General features: G+C 29.7%; 13 protein-coding genes. 2 read left to right on the forward strand and 11 right to left on the reverse strand.

Features of this window, described 5'->3' with window-relative positions; translation table 11 throughout:
• Positions 1 to 100: 100 nt before the first annotated feature.
• The 3 genes from H8S20_RS08990 to H8S20_RS09000 form a co-directional block, all read right to left on the reverse strand.
• Positions 101 to 913, reverse strand: coding sequence for a putative ABC transporter permease (locus H8S20_RS08990; RefSeq protein WP_186859907.1), 813 nt, complete (start codon positions 911 to 913; stop codon positions 101 to 103).
• A 284-nt stretch (positions 914 to 1,197) separates the two neighbouring features.
• Positions 1,198 to 3,036 carry an ABC transporter ATP-binding protein gene (locus tag H8S20_RS08995; RefSeq protein ID WP_032117589.1) on the reverse strand — a complete coding sequence of 613 codons (1,839 nt, stop codon included), beginning with the start codon at positions 3,034 to 3,036 and terminating at the stop codon, positions 1,198 to 1,200.
• Positions 3,029 to 5,299 (reverse strand): ABC transporter ATP-binding protein, encoded by a 2,271-nt coding sequence (locus H8S20_RS09000; protein ID WP_186859908.1) that lies wholly within the window; start codon positions 5,297 to 5,299, stop codon positions 3,029 to 3,031. Before H8S20_RS09000 ends, H8S20_RS08995 begins: the two co-directional genes overlap by 8 nt.
• A 192-nt stretch (positions 5,300 to 5,491) precedes the next feature.
• On the opposite strand from H8S20_RS09000, the gene H8S20_RS09005 reads away from it, so the two are divergent.
• Positions 5,492 to 5,932 (forward strand): MarR family winged helix-turn-helix transcriptional regulator, encoded by a 441-nt coding sequence (locus tag H8S20_RS09005; RefSeq protein WP_032117587.1) that lies wholly within the window; start codon positions 5,492 to 5,494, stop codon positions 5,930 to 5,932.
• 131 nt (positions 5,933 to 6,063) lie between these two features.
• Here H8S20_RS09005 and H8S20_RS09010 read toward each other — a convergent pair whose 3' ends face one another.
• A complete protein-coding gene (locus H8S20_RS09010) occupies positions 6,064 to 6,753 on the reverse strand; it encodes a DUF4956 domain-containing protein (protein WP_032117586.1) in 690 nt (229 codons plus the stop codon).
• On the reverse strand, positions 6,747 to 7,499 hold the full coding sequence (locus tag H8S20_RS09015; protein WP_186859909.1) for a polyphosphate polymerase domain-containing protein: 753 nt from the start codon (positions 7,497 to 7,499) through the stop codon (positions 6,747 to 6,749). Before H8S20_RS09015 ends, H8S20_RS09010 begins: the two co-directional genes overlap by 7 nt.
• A 207-nt stretch (positions 7,500 to 7,706) precedes the next feature.
• On the opposite strand from H8S20_RS09015, the gene H8S20_RS09020 reads away from it, so the two are divergent.
• Positions 7,707 to 9,635 (forward strand): carbohydrate-binding domain-containing protein, encoded by a 1,929-nt coding sequence (locus H8S20_RS09020; RefSeq protein ID WP_186859910.1) that lies wholly within the window; start codon positions 7,707 to 7,709, stop codon positions 9,633 to 9,635.
• Between the two features lie 64 nt (positions 9,636 to 9,699).
• Here the strand turns inward: H8S20_RS09020 and H8S20_RS09025 are convergent, their stop codons facing one another.
• The 6 genes from H8S20_RS09025 to H8S20_RS09050 form a co-directional block, all read right to left on the reverse strand.
• Positions 9,700 to 10,569, reverse strand: coding sequence for a tRNA 2-thiocytidine biosynthesis TtcA family protein (locus H8S20_RS09025; RefSeq protein WP_032117584.1), 870 nt, complete (start codon positions 10,567 to 10,569; stop codon positions 9,700 to 9,702).
• A 175-nt stretch (positions 10,570 to 10,744) separates the two neighbouring features.
• On the reverse strand, positions 10,745 to 12,370 hold the full coding sequence (locus tag H8S20_RS09030; RefSeq protein WP_186859911.1) for a HAMP domain-containing sensor histidine kinase: 1,626 nt from the start codon (positions 12,368 to 12,370) through the stop codon (positions 10,745 to 10,747).
• Positions 12,357 to 13,055, reverse strand: coding sequence for a response regulator transcription factor (locus H8S20_RS09035; RefSeq protein ID WP_186859912.1), 699 nt, complete (start codon positions 13,053 to 13,055; stop codon positions 12,357 to 12,359). The genes H8S20_RS09030 and H8S20_RS09035 overlap by 14 nt, the downstream gene beginning before the upstream one ends.
• A gap of 87 nt (positions 13,056 to 13,142) precedes the next feature.
• Complete coding sequence (locus tag H8S20_RS09040; protein WP_186859913.1) at positions 13,143 to 14,420, reverse strand: ABC transporter permease; 1,278 nt, start codon at positions 14,418 to 14,420, stop codon at positions 13,143 to 13,145.
• On the reverse strand, positions 14,407 to 15,135 hold the full coding sequence (locus H8S20_RS09045) for an ABC transporter ATP-binding protein (protein WP_186859914.1): 729 nt from the start codon (positions 15,133 to 15,135) through the stop codon (positions 14,407 to 14,409). The genes H8S20_RS09040 and H8S20_RS09045 overlap by 14 nt, the downstream gene beginning before the upstream one ends.
• A 5-nt stretch (positions 15,136 to 15,140) precedes the next feature.
• On the reverse strand, positions 15,141 to 16,709 hold the full coding sequence (locus H8S20_RS09050) for an efflux RND transporter periplasmic adaptor subunit (protein ID WP_186859915.1): 1,569 nt from the start codon (positions 16,707 to 16,709) through the stop codon (positions 15,141 to 15,143).
• Positions 16,710 to 16,735 lie beyond the last annotated feature (26 nt).

The raw sequence follows: 16,735 nt of genomic DNA on the forward strand, positions 1-16,735 counted from the left end.
TATATTTTTTGAAAATAATTTCACACTTCAGCTGAAAATATTATTTTATTGTTAAACTAATAAAAAGGATATTTCACCTTGAAATATCCTTTTTAACAACTTACTTATTTTGATTTTTTATCTTATTATTTATAATTTCTTTAAGATTTTTAAACTGTTCTTTATACTTTGTATGCTCTATATTAGGAAAGGCTTTAAGTATTCTTCTTTGTAACATAGATCTTACATTCAATTTTTTATATCTTTCATAAATCTTAGTTAAGTTCTCTATTACATATTCAGATTCTTCCTCATCCTTAAATCCAATTATAAGATTTTCAAATTCCTTATCGTCTAAATTCTTTAATTTAATATTCATGGATTTTAACTCAATTAATACATCTACTAAATTATTTAACTTGTCATTTAATTTAATCATAGCTATCAATGTAGTAATAAAGTCAGATAAAAACATAGCTATTATTATACATGCTAGAACTATGTTTATTATCTTAGGAACACTATTAACTAAGGTAGTAATTCTAACATTTATTACTTGTATAAGTAATACAGATAACAAACCAAAAAGCGTTGAATTTAAAAGGCATACTCTACCATGAATATTAAATTTATGTTTAGAATAATCCCACAATTTTGTTTGAAAGGATGTTTCTAATATCACTGCAGTTATGTATTCAACAACAGATGTAACAATCATTCCTAATAAAAATATAGCAAAAATATCTCCTCTATATTTATCTAATAAAGCTATAACTAATAATGCCCCAAAACCATACACCGGACATACCGGTCCATTTAAAAATCCTCTATTAATAAATTTCCTCTCAAGTATAGAACAATATATAGTTTCACATACCCATCCTAAAAAACTATATATTGAAAAGTATAAAATAAATTTAATAAATGTATACATACTAACAGCTCCCTCAAGTTAACATATTAATTTATTAACAGCTTAGTATATTCTTATTATTAAATTTTAAATTTAATTCTTAATGGATTTTATTTTTAAATAAAAAAAATAGCACATGACTATTTTAAATAATCATGTACTACTTAATTTAAAACTCAAAATTATCTTGCAAAATTAAGATTCACTCTGTGTAACTTCAAGCTACCAAATTAAAATTTGGACTTTCAGTTAAGTTCACCTTGCCAAATCTAAGATTTGGAGGCTTAGAGGAAACTCCTTCTCACTTACGCTTCAACTTCTTCAAATTGGCTATTGTATAGATTTGCGTAGAATCCTTTCTTAGCTAATAACTCTTCGTGATTTCCTTGTTCTACAATGTCTCCATCCTTCATAACAAGGATTAAGTCAGCATCTCTTATAGTAGATAATCTGTGAGCAATTATGAAGCTTGTTCTTCCATGCATTAAGTTATCCATAGCTTTTTGAATTAATACTTCTGTACGAGTATCAACTGAGCTTGTAGCTTCATCAAGTATTAATATCTTTGGATCTGCTAAAATAGCTCTTGCAATAGTTAATAATTGTTTTTGACCTTGTGATACGTTACTTGCTTCTTCATTAAGAATCATATTATATCCATCTGGTAAAGTCTTAACAAATCTATGAACGTGGGCTGCTTTTGCTGCTTCTATAACTTCTTCATCACTAGCATCTAACTTACTATAACGAATGTTTTCCATTATTGATCCATTAAATAACCAAGTATCTTGAAGAACCATACCAAATAAACTTCTTAATTCTCCACGATTAAACTCTCTAATATCATGCCCATCTATTAATATTGCACCATCATTTACATCATAGAATCTCATTAATAGCTTAACCATTGTAGTTTTACCTGCACCTGTTGGTCCAACTATAGCTACTCTTTGACCTGGTTTAATCTTAGAATTAAAGTCATTTACTATAATCTTATCTTCGTTATATCCAAAATGAACATGCTTAAACTCAACTTCTCCATTTATATCTTCAGTAGAAACTGGAGATACAGGATCTTTAGTTTCCTCTTCCTCATCTAAGAATTCAAATACTCTTTCAGCAGCAGCTGCTGTAGATTGAAGTACATTTGCTATTTGTGCTGTTTGAGCTATTGGTTGATTGAATGTTCTTATATATTGAATAAACGCTTGAATATCACCAACAGATATTCTATTTTTGACAGTTAACCATCCACCTAATATAGAAACTAACACATATCCTAAATTACCAACAAAGCTCATTATAGGCATCATCATACCTGATAGGAATTGTGATTTCCATGCACTATGATATAGTTGATTATTTAACTCATCAAACTCTTTAATAGCACGTTCTTCACCATTAAAAGCCTTCATAATATTATGGCCTGAGTAAACTTCTTCAACCTGACCATTAACATTCCCTAAGAATTTTTGTTGGTCCTTAAAGTATTTTTGTGACTTTTTAACTACTCCAAATATAAGTCCCATTGATAGAGGTAGTATCAATAATGCAGCAACTGTCATCACTCCACTTATAGAAATCATCATTATTAATACACCTATAAGAGTAGTAATTGCTGTTAACATTTGAGATAAACTTTGATTTAAAGTTTGGCTAACTGTGTCAACATCATTAGTAACTCTTGATAAAACTTCTCCATGAGTCTTTGTATCAAAGTACTTAAGCGGCATTCTATTTATTTTTTCAGATATATCTTTTCTCATATTATAAGAAACTTTTTGTGATACACCTGTCATAACAAAAGTTTGAATAAAAGAGAATAACGCACTTATTAAGTATAACCCTAATAATAGAAGTAATGTATTTGCTATATATGAGAAGTCAATACCTCCATCAGCAACACCTTTAACTTTATCCATTAACCCTGAGAAAATTTCAGTTGTTACATTACCTAATATTTTAGGTCCTACTATAGAGAATGCAGCTGAACCAATTGCAAATATAAATACAATTATAATTGATAGAGTGTATGGTTTAAGATAGCTTGCAAGCTTTTTCATTGTACCTTTAAAATCTTTTGCCTTTTCACCAGCACCGCGCATTCCATGTCCACCCATTGGGCCTCTTCTTCCATTACTCATTTTCTAGCTCCTCCTTTGAAAGTTGTGATAAAGCTATTTGCTTATAAACCTCACAGTTTTTCATAAGCTCGCTATGAGTTCCTTTTCCAACTACTTTTCCTTCATCAAGTACAATTATCTGTTCTGCATTCATTATAGTACTTATTCTTTGTGCAACGATAAGCATTGTACTTCCTGATGTCTCAGCCTTAAGAGCCTTTCTTAAAGTGGCATCAGTTTTAAAGTCTAAAGCAGAGAAGCTATCATCAAATATAAATATTTCCGGATTCTTAGCTAATGCACGAGCAATAGATAATCTTTGCTTTTGTCCACCAGAAACGTTAGTACCACCTTGAGCTATTTCAGTATCAAATCCACTTTCTTTACTTGAAATAAACTCCATAGCTTGTGCAACTTTTGCAGCTTTAATCATTCCCTCTTCTGATAGGTTCTCATCTCCATATTTTAGGTTACTTTCTATAGTTCCAGAGAAAAGTATTCCCTTTTGAGGTACATATCCAATTTTTTCTCTTAAGTCATGTTGGCTAACATCCTTAATATTAACCCCATCTACTAATATCTCACCTTCTGTTGCATCATAAAAACGAGGTATTAGATTTATAAGAGTTGACTTACCACTACCAGTACTTCCTATAAATGCTGTAGTTTCTCCTGGTTTAGCGATAAAGTTTATATTATCAAGTACATCTTCCTCTGCACCTGGATATCTAAAACTTACATTTCTAAATTCGATTATTCCCTTTTCACTCTTATCGAAGCTCTTAGGATTTTCTATATCCTTTATAGAAACATCTGTAGACAATACTTCAGCTATACGTTGTACAGAAGCTGCTGCTCTTGGAAGTATTACAGATACCATTGAAATCATTAAGAATGACATTATAATTTGCATTGTATATTGAATAAATGCCATCATATCTCCAACTTGAAGTAATCCATCATTTATTCTATGAGCTCCTACCCAAACTATTAATAAAGAAATAGAATTCATTATTAACATCATTAAAGGCATCATTATTGATGTAACTCTAGTTACGAAAAGATTTGTCTTTGTAAGATCTTTATTAGCCTTATCAAACTTTTTCTCTTCATACTTTTGAGTGCTGAATGCTCTTATAACAAGCATACCTGTTAAAGATTCTCTTGTTACAAGGTTAACCTTATCAACAAGCTTTTGTACAATCTTAAATTTAGGCATAGCTAATCCAAATAAAACTGCAACTATTGTTAATAGTGATAGTACTGCAACTCCGATTATCCATCCCATATTTGTTTTAGTACCTAGAACTTTTAATATTCCACCTGCTCCTAAAATAGGCGCATAAAATACAGTTCTTATAAGCATTACTACAAGCATTTGAATTTGTTGAATATCATTAGTACTTCTTGTAATAAGTGATGCAGTTGAGAAATGATCAAATTCATTATTTGAGAACCCAACAACACTTGTAAATACATCTTTTCTTAGGTTCCTTCCTAAAGATGCCGCCATTCTAGCTGCTATAAATCCAACTGCTACTGTAGCTGCCATACTTATTAATGCTATTCCAATCATTTTAGCTCCAGCTACTAGAATATAATTAGATTGTAATTTTTCAGTGTTTATTCCAATAGTACTGTATTCAGATTTGATATAAGTAGTAGCTGATTGAGTTATCATCATCTCAGGTGTAGCTCCTATTTTCTCATCAATCTTAGTCAGCATGCTATCTAATTGATCTTCTGGCATAGATGATAATACTTGAAATATATCTGTTCCCTCTGGTATTTTGCTTAATAATTCAGTCATTGGATTTGAAGTATCCTCACTTAATAAATTATCCTCAACCTCAGATCCATCTGCTTGTTTTTCAAGTATCATAGTCATCATTATAGGTTTTCCCATAATGGTATTTAAACTTTTAATATCCTCTTTATTTTTTGTATCTAACTTATAAAGATTTTGATTTGCTAACTCTGGATATTTTTTTACGTAATTGTCATATTCTTCAGTTGATAATGTATTTTTATCTAATAAAGTATAGCTATCCTTAACTAGACTTTTCTCTTCATCATTCATAAAAATCAATAACTTATCAAACTCTGAAGCTCTTATAACTTCCGGTACTGCATTTTCTACTCCGCCTTGTTGAATACCAACATTAACTATATTACTCATATAGTCTGGAAGAGATAAGTCACATATAGCTTGAACAAAAAGCAATACAAAAGATATAAATATAGCTCCTATAAAAGGCTTTAGATGCTTTAATATTTTCTTCATGAGGTCTCACTCCCTTTTAAAATTAATTTTTGCATATGATAATTATATTTTCATAACTATTATGTGTCAATAACTTTTCTTAAAATATAATTATTTTTTCATAACTATTATATTTTTATAACTAGTTTTGTTGTATATTTTTTTAAATTATATTATAATATTATTAGAGAAGGTCTTTTAAGGAGGCAAACTATGGATACCGATAATTTAAATAGTATTTCTAATAATTTATATATGTTACTATTATCTCTAAATAAACGTGTTTTTAACCACGATGAAATGATAAAGAGTTGTAATTTACCACCATCACATGTGAAAGCTTTATTTTACTTGCTTCATAACGGTCCTAGAGCAATATCTCAAATAGGAAATGATTTATCTATATCAAAACCTAATATGACTCCAATTATAGATAAACTAGTAGCTGAAGGTTTTATTAATAGATTCCAAGACCCAAATGATAGAAGGGTCATTAGAGTTGAACCAACAGAAACCGCTCGTGAATTCCTAAGAGAACAAGAAATGAAACTTAAATCTCGCTTATTGGAAAGGATTTCACCATTATCCGATGAAGATTTAGAAGAGTTAGATAAATGTATAAGCTCGCTAAGTAAGCTTTTACTAAAAATTTAAAAAGAAGCTAGAATTGCACAAAAATGCATTCTAGCTTCTTTTTGTTAAGGAAACTCCTTCTCACCTCCGTTCGAATGAGTAACTTCAAGTTACCAAATTACATGTGCGCCCTATGGGTGAAATTTGGACTTTCAGTTATAAACCCTTTCTTCTAGACCATCACTAGTTAATATTATATTTAAATTTCCATTACGACATCTTAATTCATCTATAAACTTTTTAGTATTTTCTTCTGGTTTCATACTTACTCTATAGCTTAATTCGAATAATGATCCAAAATCTCTTGTTCTAACTCTTGCTAAATTCCAATTAACAGTATATTTTTCTAGAATATCCTCAAATACACCTTCATAGTTTAGATTTTCAGGTACTGTAATTTTAAGTTCTAAGCTCTTACTTTTAGGGCTAGCAAATTTTGTTATATCAATTATAATCATTACTAAGCATAATATTATAGTAAATAAAACGGCATATCCGATAAATCCCATGCCTGATGCAAGCCCAACTGCTAATGTAAAGAATATATAAGATATATCTTTTGGATCTCCAGGCGCACTTCTGAAACGAATAATAGAAAATGCTCCCGCTAAACTAAATGCTCTTGCTACATTATTTCCAACTAAAAGAATAATAATAGATATAATTACTGGTAACATTATTAATGTAATTGTAAAACTTGGTACATATCCTTCTTTTTTATGCGTTTTAATATAAGTTAAGCATATAGCTAACCCTAATATAATTGACGTCCCAATTACTATTAAGATATTACTTAAAGTAAACGTCCCAGTATTTATTGATGTCATTAAACTTTCTAACATATTTTTTCTCTCCTTCTTGTGTCTATACTTTGTTTTTCTAATACATATCTTTTATATTCATCCCCATACTTTGAAAAATGGGTATTATAAACTTCTAAACTTGAAAGTTCTTTAGCTAGCCACAATGGCATCGCTCCTAATATTTTTACTTCCATCAAATATTGATTTTTATCTAATAACTCCTCACCATAACTTCCTGCTTCTAAAGTTATATTTTCTCTCCTTGTTATGATATTTGAATCAAAAGTAACTCTAAACTCCCTATCATTCTTACCAAACAAAGCTTTCCTACTATAGCTTATATATACCTTGGGATAAACCTTATTGTTTTGTAGATAATATTCTATTTCATTTAAAACTTGATTATTTATATAATCATCTGTTCTAGGCCTATTTCCTATCTCTAAAAAATCATAAGCTTCTCCTAAAGTCATCACAACTCTCCTCTTACTTACGATTCCATTTATTTTCTTTTTAATCTCTAAAAATACTTTTTCATCTAAGCTTTTTGGAGTTTTATAACTCCTTAGTCTTAACTTTTCTTTATAATAAGGTTTAAATATAGAATGTCTTATAACATCATCATTTTCAGTATCATAATATAAATTGTAAATATTGTAGTCTTTACCACCTTTACAATAATCATCATAATCCATATATTGAAGTAATACTTCTATAAGTTCGTCATACTTATCTTTATCTATTATGAATTTCTTTTCATAACGTTTAAATGATTTAATTGCCATTTGTATTTCTCCTTTCAATCATTTATCTATTTGCTTTCATTATAAAAACTCAACCTTAACCAAACCTTAACCATAAAACAAAAATTTTTTAACATTTATTTCTTAGTAAACGTTAAGGTTAAGTTAAGGTTCAAACTATATAATCATTACTAGCAAATAACTTTGAACTTAAGATTTATTTAAGTTCATTTATTGGAGGTAATTTTTATGAAAAGAAAGTTTATTTTAATGTTAACTATAGCAACCTTAGCCTTAACAGTTACTGCATGTTCTAATAAAAACACATCTACTACTGATAATAGTCAAGCTTCTACAGTAATAGAAAATACTGATTCTGAAGAAATAGGCCCTATAGATGCCACAATAACTTTAGGCAATACTATAATCGTAGATGGTGTTGGTGCTACAGTTGATAACAATAAGGTTACAATAACATCAGCTGGTACTTATTCAATAAATGGTACATTACAAGATGGGCAAATTATTGTTGATAGTTCTGATATAGAAAATGTTTATTTAGTGTTAAATAACGTAAATTTAACTTGTACAAATAGTGCTCCTATATATGTAAAATCTGCAAAAAATACAATTATCGTTTTACCTACCGGTACAGAAAATACTATAACTGATGGAGAAAGTTATGTTTATGAAGATACGGCAACTGATGAACCTAATGCAGCAATTTTCAGCAAAGATGATTTAACAATTAAAGGAGAAGGTTCCTTAACAGTTAATGCTAACTATAATAATGGAATCACAAGTAAGGATGATTTAAAAATAACTGGAGGAAATATTTCAGTAACTTCTGCAGATGATGGTCTTATGGGAAAGGATTCTATAACGATTAAAGGTGGGGATATTACTTTAAACTCTCAAGGCGATGGTCTTAAATCCACTAATATAGAAGATACTACAAAAGGTTATATATTAATCGAAGCTGGAACTTTAAATGTAACTTCTGGCTGTGATGGAATTCAAGCAGAAAGTAACGTAACAATAAATGATGGAGATATAACAATAACATCTGGTGGTGGAAGTGCTAACGCTAGTGCGAAAACAAATAATGATATGATGAATCCATGGGAGCAATTTGGTGGTCAAAATACAACCTCTACAGATACTGACACTTCAACAAGTACAAAAGCTATAAAAGCCACTACTAACATAACTATTAACGGTGGTAATATTAACATCGATTCTTCAGATGACTCACTTCATACAAACGATAGTATAGTTATCAATGTTGGAACTATAAATATGTCCTCTGGAGATGATGGTATTCATGCAGATACTACATTAGATATTAATGGTGGTGATATAAATATATCTAAGTCTTATGAAGGTATAGAAAGTACAACCATCAATATCAATGATGGAAATATACACTTAGTAGCTAGTGATGATGGGATAAATGCTGCTGGTGGAAATGATACTGCAACTACTATGGATAAATTTAGTGCATCAACTGGAACCCTTAATATTAATGGTGGATACTTATATGTTGATGCAAGCGGTGATGGTCTTGATGCTAATGGTTCTATAGAGATGACTGGTGGAACAGTAATTGTTAACGGACCTGAAAATAACGGAAATGGCTCTTTAGATTATGACGGAACATTTAATATATCTGGAGGTACTTTAATAGCAGCTGGAAGTTCTGGAATGGCTCAATCACCAAGCTCAACTTCTACACAAGCAGCAATTAATATATTCACAAACGGATCTGCTAACACTTTAGTTTCAATCCAAGATGAAAGTGGTAATGACATTACAACATTTGCTCCATCTAAGAGCTTTAGCTCATTAATAATATCTACACCAAACTTAAAAACTGATGGAACTTACAAAGTGTATACAGGTGGTTCTTACAGTTTAGATAGTACTGATGGTCTTTATAGTGGAGGAACTTATAGTAATGGTTCAGAACTTACAAGCTTCACTCTTTCTAATACAATTATGAGTGTTACTTCTTCTGGTGCTACTGAAGGTGGTAACTCTGGTATGGGCGGTATGAATGGAGGAATGCAAGGCGGTGGAGGCCGTGGTCAAAAACCAACCATGCCAAATTCTAATAACCCTACTATGCCTGGTGCACCTGTTGACGGAAACCTTGGAGCTACTCAAACTACTCCATAAACTTATAACTCTAAAAGATAATAAAAAAAATGACTTCGACATAACAAATGCCGAAGTCATTTTTTTATTCTTCCCCATCATAAACATCTAGGAATGAATACTTTTCTCCATCTTTTTCCCATCCTAAGATAGAATTCATATTTACATTAGCCGCTGCCTTAAATATAGATTTATCTACATCATTAAAGTTTTCTTTTAATTTAGCAATAAGATCCTTTATTTCATGTCTCTTATTCCCTACCTTTTTAGCTGCAACCATACATGCACAGTTTAATGGCCAAAGCCCTGTATATCTTATAAATCTCTTTATATATTCTTCCTCTACATAGTAAAGAGGTCTTATAAGTTCCATATCTGGGAAATTATCTGCCTTTAACTTAGGAAGCATTGTTTTAAAGTTTCCTGCATAAAGTACATTTAACATAGTAGTTTCAATTACATCATTGTAGTGATGCCCTAAAGCTAATTTATTACATCCTAATTCTCTAGCTTTTGCATATAATGAACCTCTTCTCATTCTTGCACAAAGATAACATGGATATTCCTTAGCTTTTTCATCTATTATGTCAAATATCTTAGTTTCATAAATATGAACAGGAATATTTAAATGCTTACAGTTCTCTTCTAAAAGTTCTCTAATTTGTGGATGGTATCCTGGGTCCATAGCTATAAATTCTAATTCAAAATCAACCTGTCTATGCTTATGAAGCTCCTGAAATAACTTTGCCATAAGTAATGAGTCCTTACCCCCTGATATAGCAACAGCTATTTTATCTCCCTCTTCTACAAGATTGTAATCTTTTATAGCCTTTATGAACTTAGACCAAATTCCTTTTCTATATCTCTTAATAAGACTTCTCTCTATTTCTTCAAGAGTTTTTCTTTCTTCTTCTGGTATTATTCTTTCGCAACCAGTACCAGCAATACCGCTCATATAATCACCTCATAAGTATATTTTTTATATTAAAATAACGTAACTTCTATTAAACATAACAATTTTACTCTAAATTAAGTATAAAATCAAATTTTAAGATTACCATTATTTTAGTGATTAATTTCCATTTTATAATCTCACTACTTACCTAATGATATTATTATGAGCAATAATACTATTTAGGTATTATTATTTCAAATATAGTGGCATATTCTTTATCATTGCTTACCTTTAGCCTTATGTTTCCTTTATGCATTTCAACTATCTTTTTAACAATAGCAAGACCTAATCCTGAACCTTCTTTATTTGTCCTAGATTCATCCCCTACAGTAAATGCATCAAAAATATTTTTAGCAATCTCCTCTGAGATCCCTACACCATTATCAGCTAGTATGATTTTATAATTATACTTTTCTCTAATTAATTTAAAATATATTGTTGTTCCTTTTGGATTATGTTTGATCGCATTTCCTAAAAGATTATCTAATACTCTCAGGAATTGAACCTTATCTATATTACATAACAATACTTCATCTGGAATATCAACATCTAAATCAAATCCTGTATCTAGTATATCTTCATATTTAATTGCAAGGTATGATCTAAAATATTCGCTTAAATCTACCTCGTTAAGTATAAGTTGAAAATCTGGATGTTCTACTTTACTATATTCATAAAACATATTAATAAGCTCATTTAATCTAGTTGACTTGGTATAAATTATTTTTAAATATTTATTTAAATCCTCTTCTGATATAACTCCATCCACTAAAGCCTTAGAATACCCTTGTATAGTAGTTATTGGAGTCTTTAAGTCATGGGATATATCTGAAAGTATTCTTTGTTTATCATTAGTCAATCTATCTTTTTCTACTTCGCTATCTTCTAGCTTATTAACCATAATATTAAAAGCATCACATATTTGAACAAATTCTTTAGGCCCACTATAATCAATAATAGATCTGCTTTTACCTTCTGCAAGAGAATACATTGCCCCTTCTAACTTTTCCAATGGTCTTTTTACTTTTTTTCTTAATGCCATTACAAATATTATTGTACATATTATATATACTATCCCAACTGTAACTATTGAGCTTACTGACCAAAAATCTAATCTTTCTTGAAATCTCTCTTCATTTATCCTTTCTTCTTTTATAATCATTGTTCTTTTTTCATTTAACTTATTAGTAAAACTAAACTTCAAAACCTCATATTTCTCTGGATAAGTTCCTAATAAATACCCCAACTCTTCTTTTGTATAAGAGGAATATGAAGTATCTTCTACATCTCCAGCCCTATAAATAACATTTAAATCTTTATCAATAACCTCAACTAAGCTAACATCATATTCCATATCATTAGAATACTCATTATTAAATAAATTTTTATTCTTTAGAAGTAGTATTAATTCTTCTCCATTATTTCTAAATTTATAAGCATACGTGTATACACCACTACCATCATATTCCCTTATATAATTCAGTTCTCTTTCAGAATATCTATTAATTACAGAGCCGTCACCAAGATGATATATTACATTATTATTTTCGTCTAAAATATCTATTTGTCCATTTACTCCTGCAATCTTTTTTAGCTTTAATTCATCATATTTCTCTTCTGATAATAACTCTTGTTCTTTTTCTGTTAACCCTACTGGAATATTTAATTGTTTTGTAAATAATAACATTCCTAAATAAGTAATTAGCATTACTGTAAGAACAATAGCTACAGTAAATGCAATATAATTACTTATTAGCAAAGAAAAAATACTTCCTCTTTTCTTCTTCTTATACCTTTTCAAACTTATAACCTAACCCCCTTACATTCTTTATATAAATAGGATTTTTGGGGTCATCCTCTAGCTTTTCTCTTATTTTATACATATGAACCATTATAGTATTATCGTCATTTTCAAAATATTCACCATTTACATTTTCATATATTTGAATTTTAGTAAAGACTCTTCCTGGCGATTTCATAAGTAATGCTAAAATTTTAAATTCAGTAGGTGTTAATTTAATTTCTTGGCTATCTTTATATACCATAAATGTATCTGAATTTATGGTTACGTTTCCTACCCTAACTATTTCATCTTCTTTTATTACCTCTTCATTCTTATAGTCATAAGTACGTCTAATTAAAGATCTTACCCTAGCCACAACTTCTAAAGGATTAAAAGGTTTAGTCAAATAATCATCAGCCCCTAAGTCTAATCCTAAAATCTTATCGCTATCTAAATTTCTAGCTGAAAGTATTAAAATTGGTAAAGTTCCTATTTCCCTAATTTTTTTAGTAAGCTCATACCCATTTAACTTAGGCATCATTATATCTAGTATTGTAACAGAAATATCATTACTTTGAATCAACTTTAAAGCTTCTTCACCATTAGTTGCAGAAATAACCTCATAATTTTCTTTTTCTAAATATAGCTTTAATAATCCAATTATATCTTCATCATCTTCAGCAATTAATATCTTATTTCTCATAACTTCCCTCCAATTTTGATTTCAAAGTATTTAATGCTTATCCTATAAATATAATATCACTTTGCATACTACTTTTATATAGCTTAACTATTCATATCTTAACGCATCTATAGGATTCATCTTTGCAGCTTTACTTGCTGGATAATATCCAAAAAATACTCCTATTGCCATAGAGAACGTAACTGCATAGAATATAGCTTGTACATTAGGCTTGACTGCCTTTCCTAAAATAGTGGTTATTATTGTACCTAATCCCATACCTGTTAATATTCCTATAATTCCACCTATAAGACAGATTATTACTGCTTCTATTATAAATTGTAGTAATATCACTTTTCCCCTTGCACCTAATGCTTTTCTAATACCTATCTCCTTAGTTCTTTCCGTAATAGAAACCATCATTATGTTCATAACTCCTATACCACCTACAAGAAGCGAAATTGCTGCTACTCCACTTATGGCAAGTTTTACACTATCTAGCATCTTATTAACTGATTTCATCATTGATTCCATACTATAAGCCATAGCTGTTACCTTTGAATTACGATTATAGAAGCTTCCAAAAAACTGATTTGTATTTAAAAGTAAACTATCTATATCAGCTTCTGTAGATGGTAATATTGTTGCATTCATATATCCTTCTGGCTTTTTTAATATCTTTTTAGCTGTTGATATTGTTATAAATAAATTAGTTAATTCTTCTCCATTACTATTAAATGATACTTCACCATCATTTTTTACATATTCATATACTCCACTTATATATATACGTATTATATTATTTTCTAAAGTAATTTCAAAACTTTGTCCTAAAACTTCTTCATATGTAAATTTACCACCAAAGTATTTATCTACAAATTTATCACTTACCACTGCGACATATCTAGTATTCACTATATCATCATCATTAATAAATCTACCTTGTAAAATATTAATTTTTTCTACATTAAAATAATCTTTATTAATTCCCTTTATTGAAACTTCAGCTTTATTTTTTCCGTTAGTAAGCTTATTACTTCCTACATCCTCTACAAGAGATATTGCTGAAATATCCTTTTTAAACATTTCTTTATAATTATCTATCATATCATTTGTTATATAATCTTTTTCTTGAATTTCATAATATTCATATACAACTTCTTCATCTTCAGTTCCAAAATCCTTTTGCTCTAACCCAAGATGTATATTTCTAGCTCCAACTCCAGACATTTCGCTAGTTATGGAACTAGCTAAAGAATCTCCAACTGTCACAATTGCAATTACAGATCCTATACCTATAATTATTCCTAACATAGTAAGCACTGAACGCATCTTGTTTGCAAATAAACTATTAATAGCCAGTTTTATATTTTCAATTATCCCCATTATAAGCTCTCCCTTCTCTGTCACCTATTACATGTCCATCTTTAATAGTAACAACCCTTGGGCATTCTTCTGCTAATTCTTTGCTGTGTGTTATTAGAACTATAGTCTTACCTTGTTTTCTATTTAATTCATGAAAAATATCCATCACAGTTCTACTTGTCTCACTATCTAAAGCTCCTGTAGGTTCATCTGCCAATATAATTGCAGGATTATTAGCTAAACTCCTAGCAATAGCAACTCTTTGCTTTTGTCCTCCTGATAATTCATTAGGTTGATGATTGCCTCTTTCCTTCATCCCAACCATATCTAATAACTTACCTGCTCTTTCTGTTCTTTTCTTAGGTGGCATTCCAGCATAAAACATTGGTAATTCAACATTCTTGATTGCACTAGTACGTCCTATAAGATTGAAGTTTTGAAATACAAATCCTATCTTCTCATTTCGTATTTTACTCATCTCTTCATCTGGACACTTTTTAAGATCTACACCTTCTAAAAAATACTCACCTTCCGTAGCTTTATCAAGTGCTCCTATAATATTCATAAGTGTAGATTTACCTGAACCTGATTCCCCTACTATAGCTACAAATTCTCCTGGATAAACCTTTAAATCTATTCCATGTAAAATTTCTAGCTCATTAGGTTGTCCAATATAATATTTCTTAACTATTTTACTCATATCTATTAGAGGCTCTATATTATTTACATTCTTCATATTATTTAAAAACCTCCATTTATCACAGGTTCCATATTATTGATATCCATCTCTTCTAAGTTTATGTTAGCTTTTACTTCTACACCCTCCTTAAGCTGATCTCCACTTACTTCAATATAATAATCATTTTTCATTCCAGTAGTAACTTTAACTTCTTTAAATTCCCCTGTTTCATTTTTAATAGAAATTTTACTTTCTTCTCCTTCACCACTTACAGCATCTAGAGGAACAACAAAAACATTTTCTTTACTTGATATAATTATCTCCGCTTTTGCTTTTGCTCCTATAAATAATCCCTTAGAATTACTTACTGCTATATCAGCTGAAAAACCACTATTGTTCTCTGCTTGGCTTGCTGTTGGAGAAATTCTTACTAACTCACCTTCTATTTTATCTGCCAATGAGTCACTAGATATTTTAGCCTTCATTCCTACAGTAACTTTTGTAATATCATATTCTGGTATGTTAACTGTTATTATTAGCTTGTCCATAGATTGAATTGTAGCTATTACTCCTTCCGTCATACTTCCTACTGTAGCTTTTAACTCAGTAATCTTCCCATCGGATTCAGCCTTTAATACTGTTTTAGTTAGCTTCTCCTCTAACGCTTTTAATTCATCGTTTTTATCTAACTTTTGTATTTGAGTATCTATTTCTTTAATATTTTCATTTAATGTTGCAATTTCTGAATCATCACTATTTATAGTTTTAGCTCTGGTTGATACAGCTGAGTCATATTCATTTTGAGCATTTTGTTTACTAGTAAGTTTTCCATTATACTTTTCAAATGCACTATTATAACTTTCTGTAATTCTATCATAATCATATAAACCCTTAGCCTGTTCTAATTCAGCTTCTTTTAAAGTTAGATCCTCTTGAGACTTTTTATATTCTTCATACTCCTTTGAATCTGTTTTTCCGCCTGCATTTATCCATATATTATATAAATTGTCCCTAGTTGAAACAGACTTATCATAAGCTTCTTTCTTTTCTCTTATTGCACCAAGCATAGTGTTGTATTTAGATTCCTCACTTTGAAAGCTTTCTTTATAAGTTTCTAATTCATTGTTTGCTGAATCTAAGTTTTGCTTCGCTATTCCTACTAGTTTATCTTGCTCTGCTAAACTTATAGCTTTGTTGGATTTAGCCGTATTTAAACTATTAACAGCTTTATCATAACTGGACTTTAATCTTTGCCTTTCAGATGATATTTCTTGTTTCTTATTTTCTATTTCCTTTTTTATAGATGTATCATCTAATACTGCAATAATATCACCTTTTTTCACCAAATCCCCAACCTTAACATTAACAGTTTTTATTTTTTCTGCTAAGGCACTAGTTACACTAGTTACTTCAGCACTTTCAATTTTTCCATTTACAGCAATAGAATCATAAATGCTACTTTTCTCTAAGCTAACTGTACGAACATAATCTCCTATACTATTTAATTCACTAGTAGAATTCCCATTTAACTTAATAAGAATTATTCCACCACCAATAGCTATAATAAGTCCTATTGCGATAATCCCTTTTTTATATTTTTTAACAAGACTTTTCACTTTATTTTTATTCATATTTAATCATCAACCCTTCTTTCTAA

This window comes from Clostridium hominis (assembly GCF_014287825.1).
GTDB lineage: Bacteria > Bacillota > Clostridia > Clostridiales > Clostridiaceae > Clostridium > Clostridium hominis.

What these genes read in the sequence shown, in the direction of transcription:
- H8S20_RS09025 (WP_032117584.1), bottom strand. Translation starts at nt 10,569, where the DNA reads ATGAGCGGTATTGCTGGTACTGGTTGCGAAAGAATAATACCAGAAGAA.
- H8S20_RS09000 (WP_186859908.1), bottom strand. Translation starts at nt 5,299, where the DNA reads ATGAAGAAAATATTAAAGCATCTAAAGCCTTTTATAGGAGCTATATTT.
- H8S20_RS08995 (WP_032117589.1), bottom strand. Translation starts at nt 3,036, where the DNA reads ATGAGTAATGGAAGAAGAGGCCCAATGGGTGGACATGGAATGCGCGGT.
- H8S20_RS08990 (WP_186859907.1), bottom strand. Translation starts at nt 913, where the DNA reads ATGTATACATTTATTAAATTTATTTTATACTTTTCAATATATAGTTTT.
- H8S20_RS09040 (WP_186859913.1), bottom strand. Translation starts at nt 14,420, where the DNA reads ATGGGGATAATTGAAAATATAAAACTGGCTATTAATAGTTTATTTGCA.
- H8S20_RS09010 (WP_032117586.1), bottom strand. Translation starts at nt 6,753, where the DNA reads ATGTTAGAAAGTTTAATGACATCAATAAATACTGGGACGTTTACTTTA.
- H8S20_RS09045 (WP_186859914.1), bottom strand. Translation starts at nt 15,135, where the DNA reads ATGAAGAATGTAAATAATATAGAGCCTCTAATAGATATGAGTAAAATA.
- H8S20_RS09005 (WP_032117587.1), top strand. Translation starts at nt 5,492, where the DNA reads ATGGATACCGATAATTTAAATAGTATTTCTAATAATTTATATATGTTA.
- H8S20_RS09020 (WP_186859910.1), top strand. Translation starts at nt 7,707, where the DNA reads ATGAAAAGAAAGTTTATTTTAATGTTAACTATAGCAACCTTAGCCTTA.
- H8S20_RS09050 (WP_186859915.1), bottom strand. Translation starts at nt 16,709, where the DNA reads ATGAATAAAAATAAAGTGAAAAGTCTTGTTAAAAAATATAAAAAAGGG.
- H8S20_RS09015 (WP_186859909.1), bottom strand. Translation starts at nt 7,499, where the DNA reads ATGGCAATTAAATCATTTAAACGTTATGAAAAGAAATTCATAATAGAT.
- H8S20_RS09035 (WP_186859912.1), bottom strand. Translation starts at nt 13,055, where the DNA reads ATGAGAAATAAGATATTAATTGCTGAAGATGATGAAGATATAATTGGA.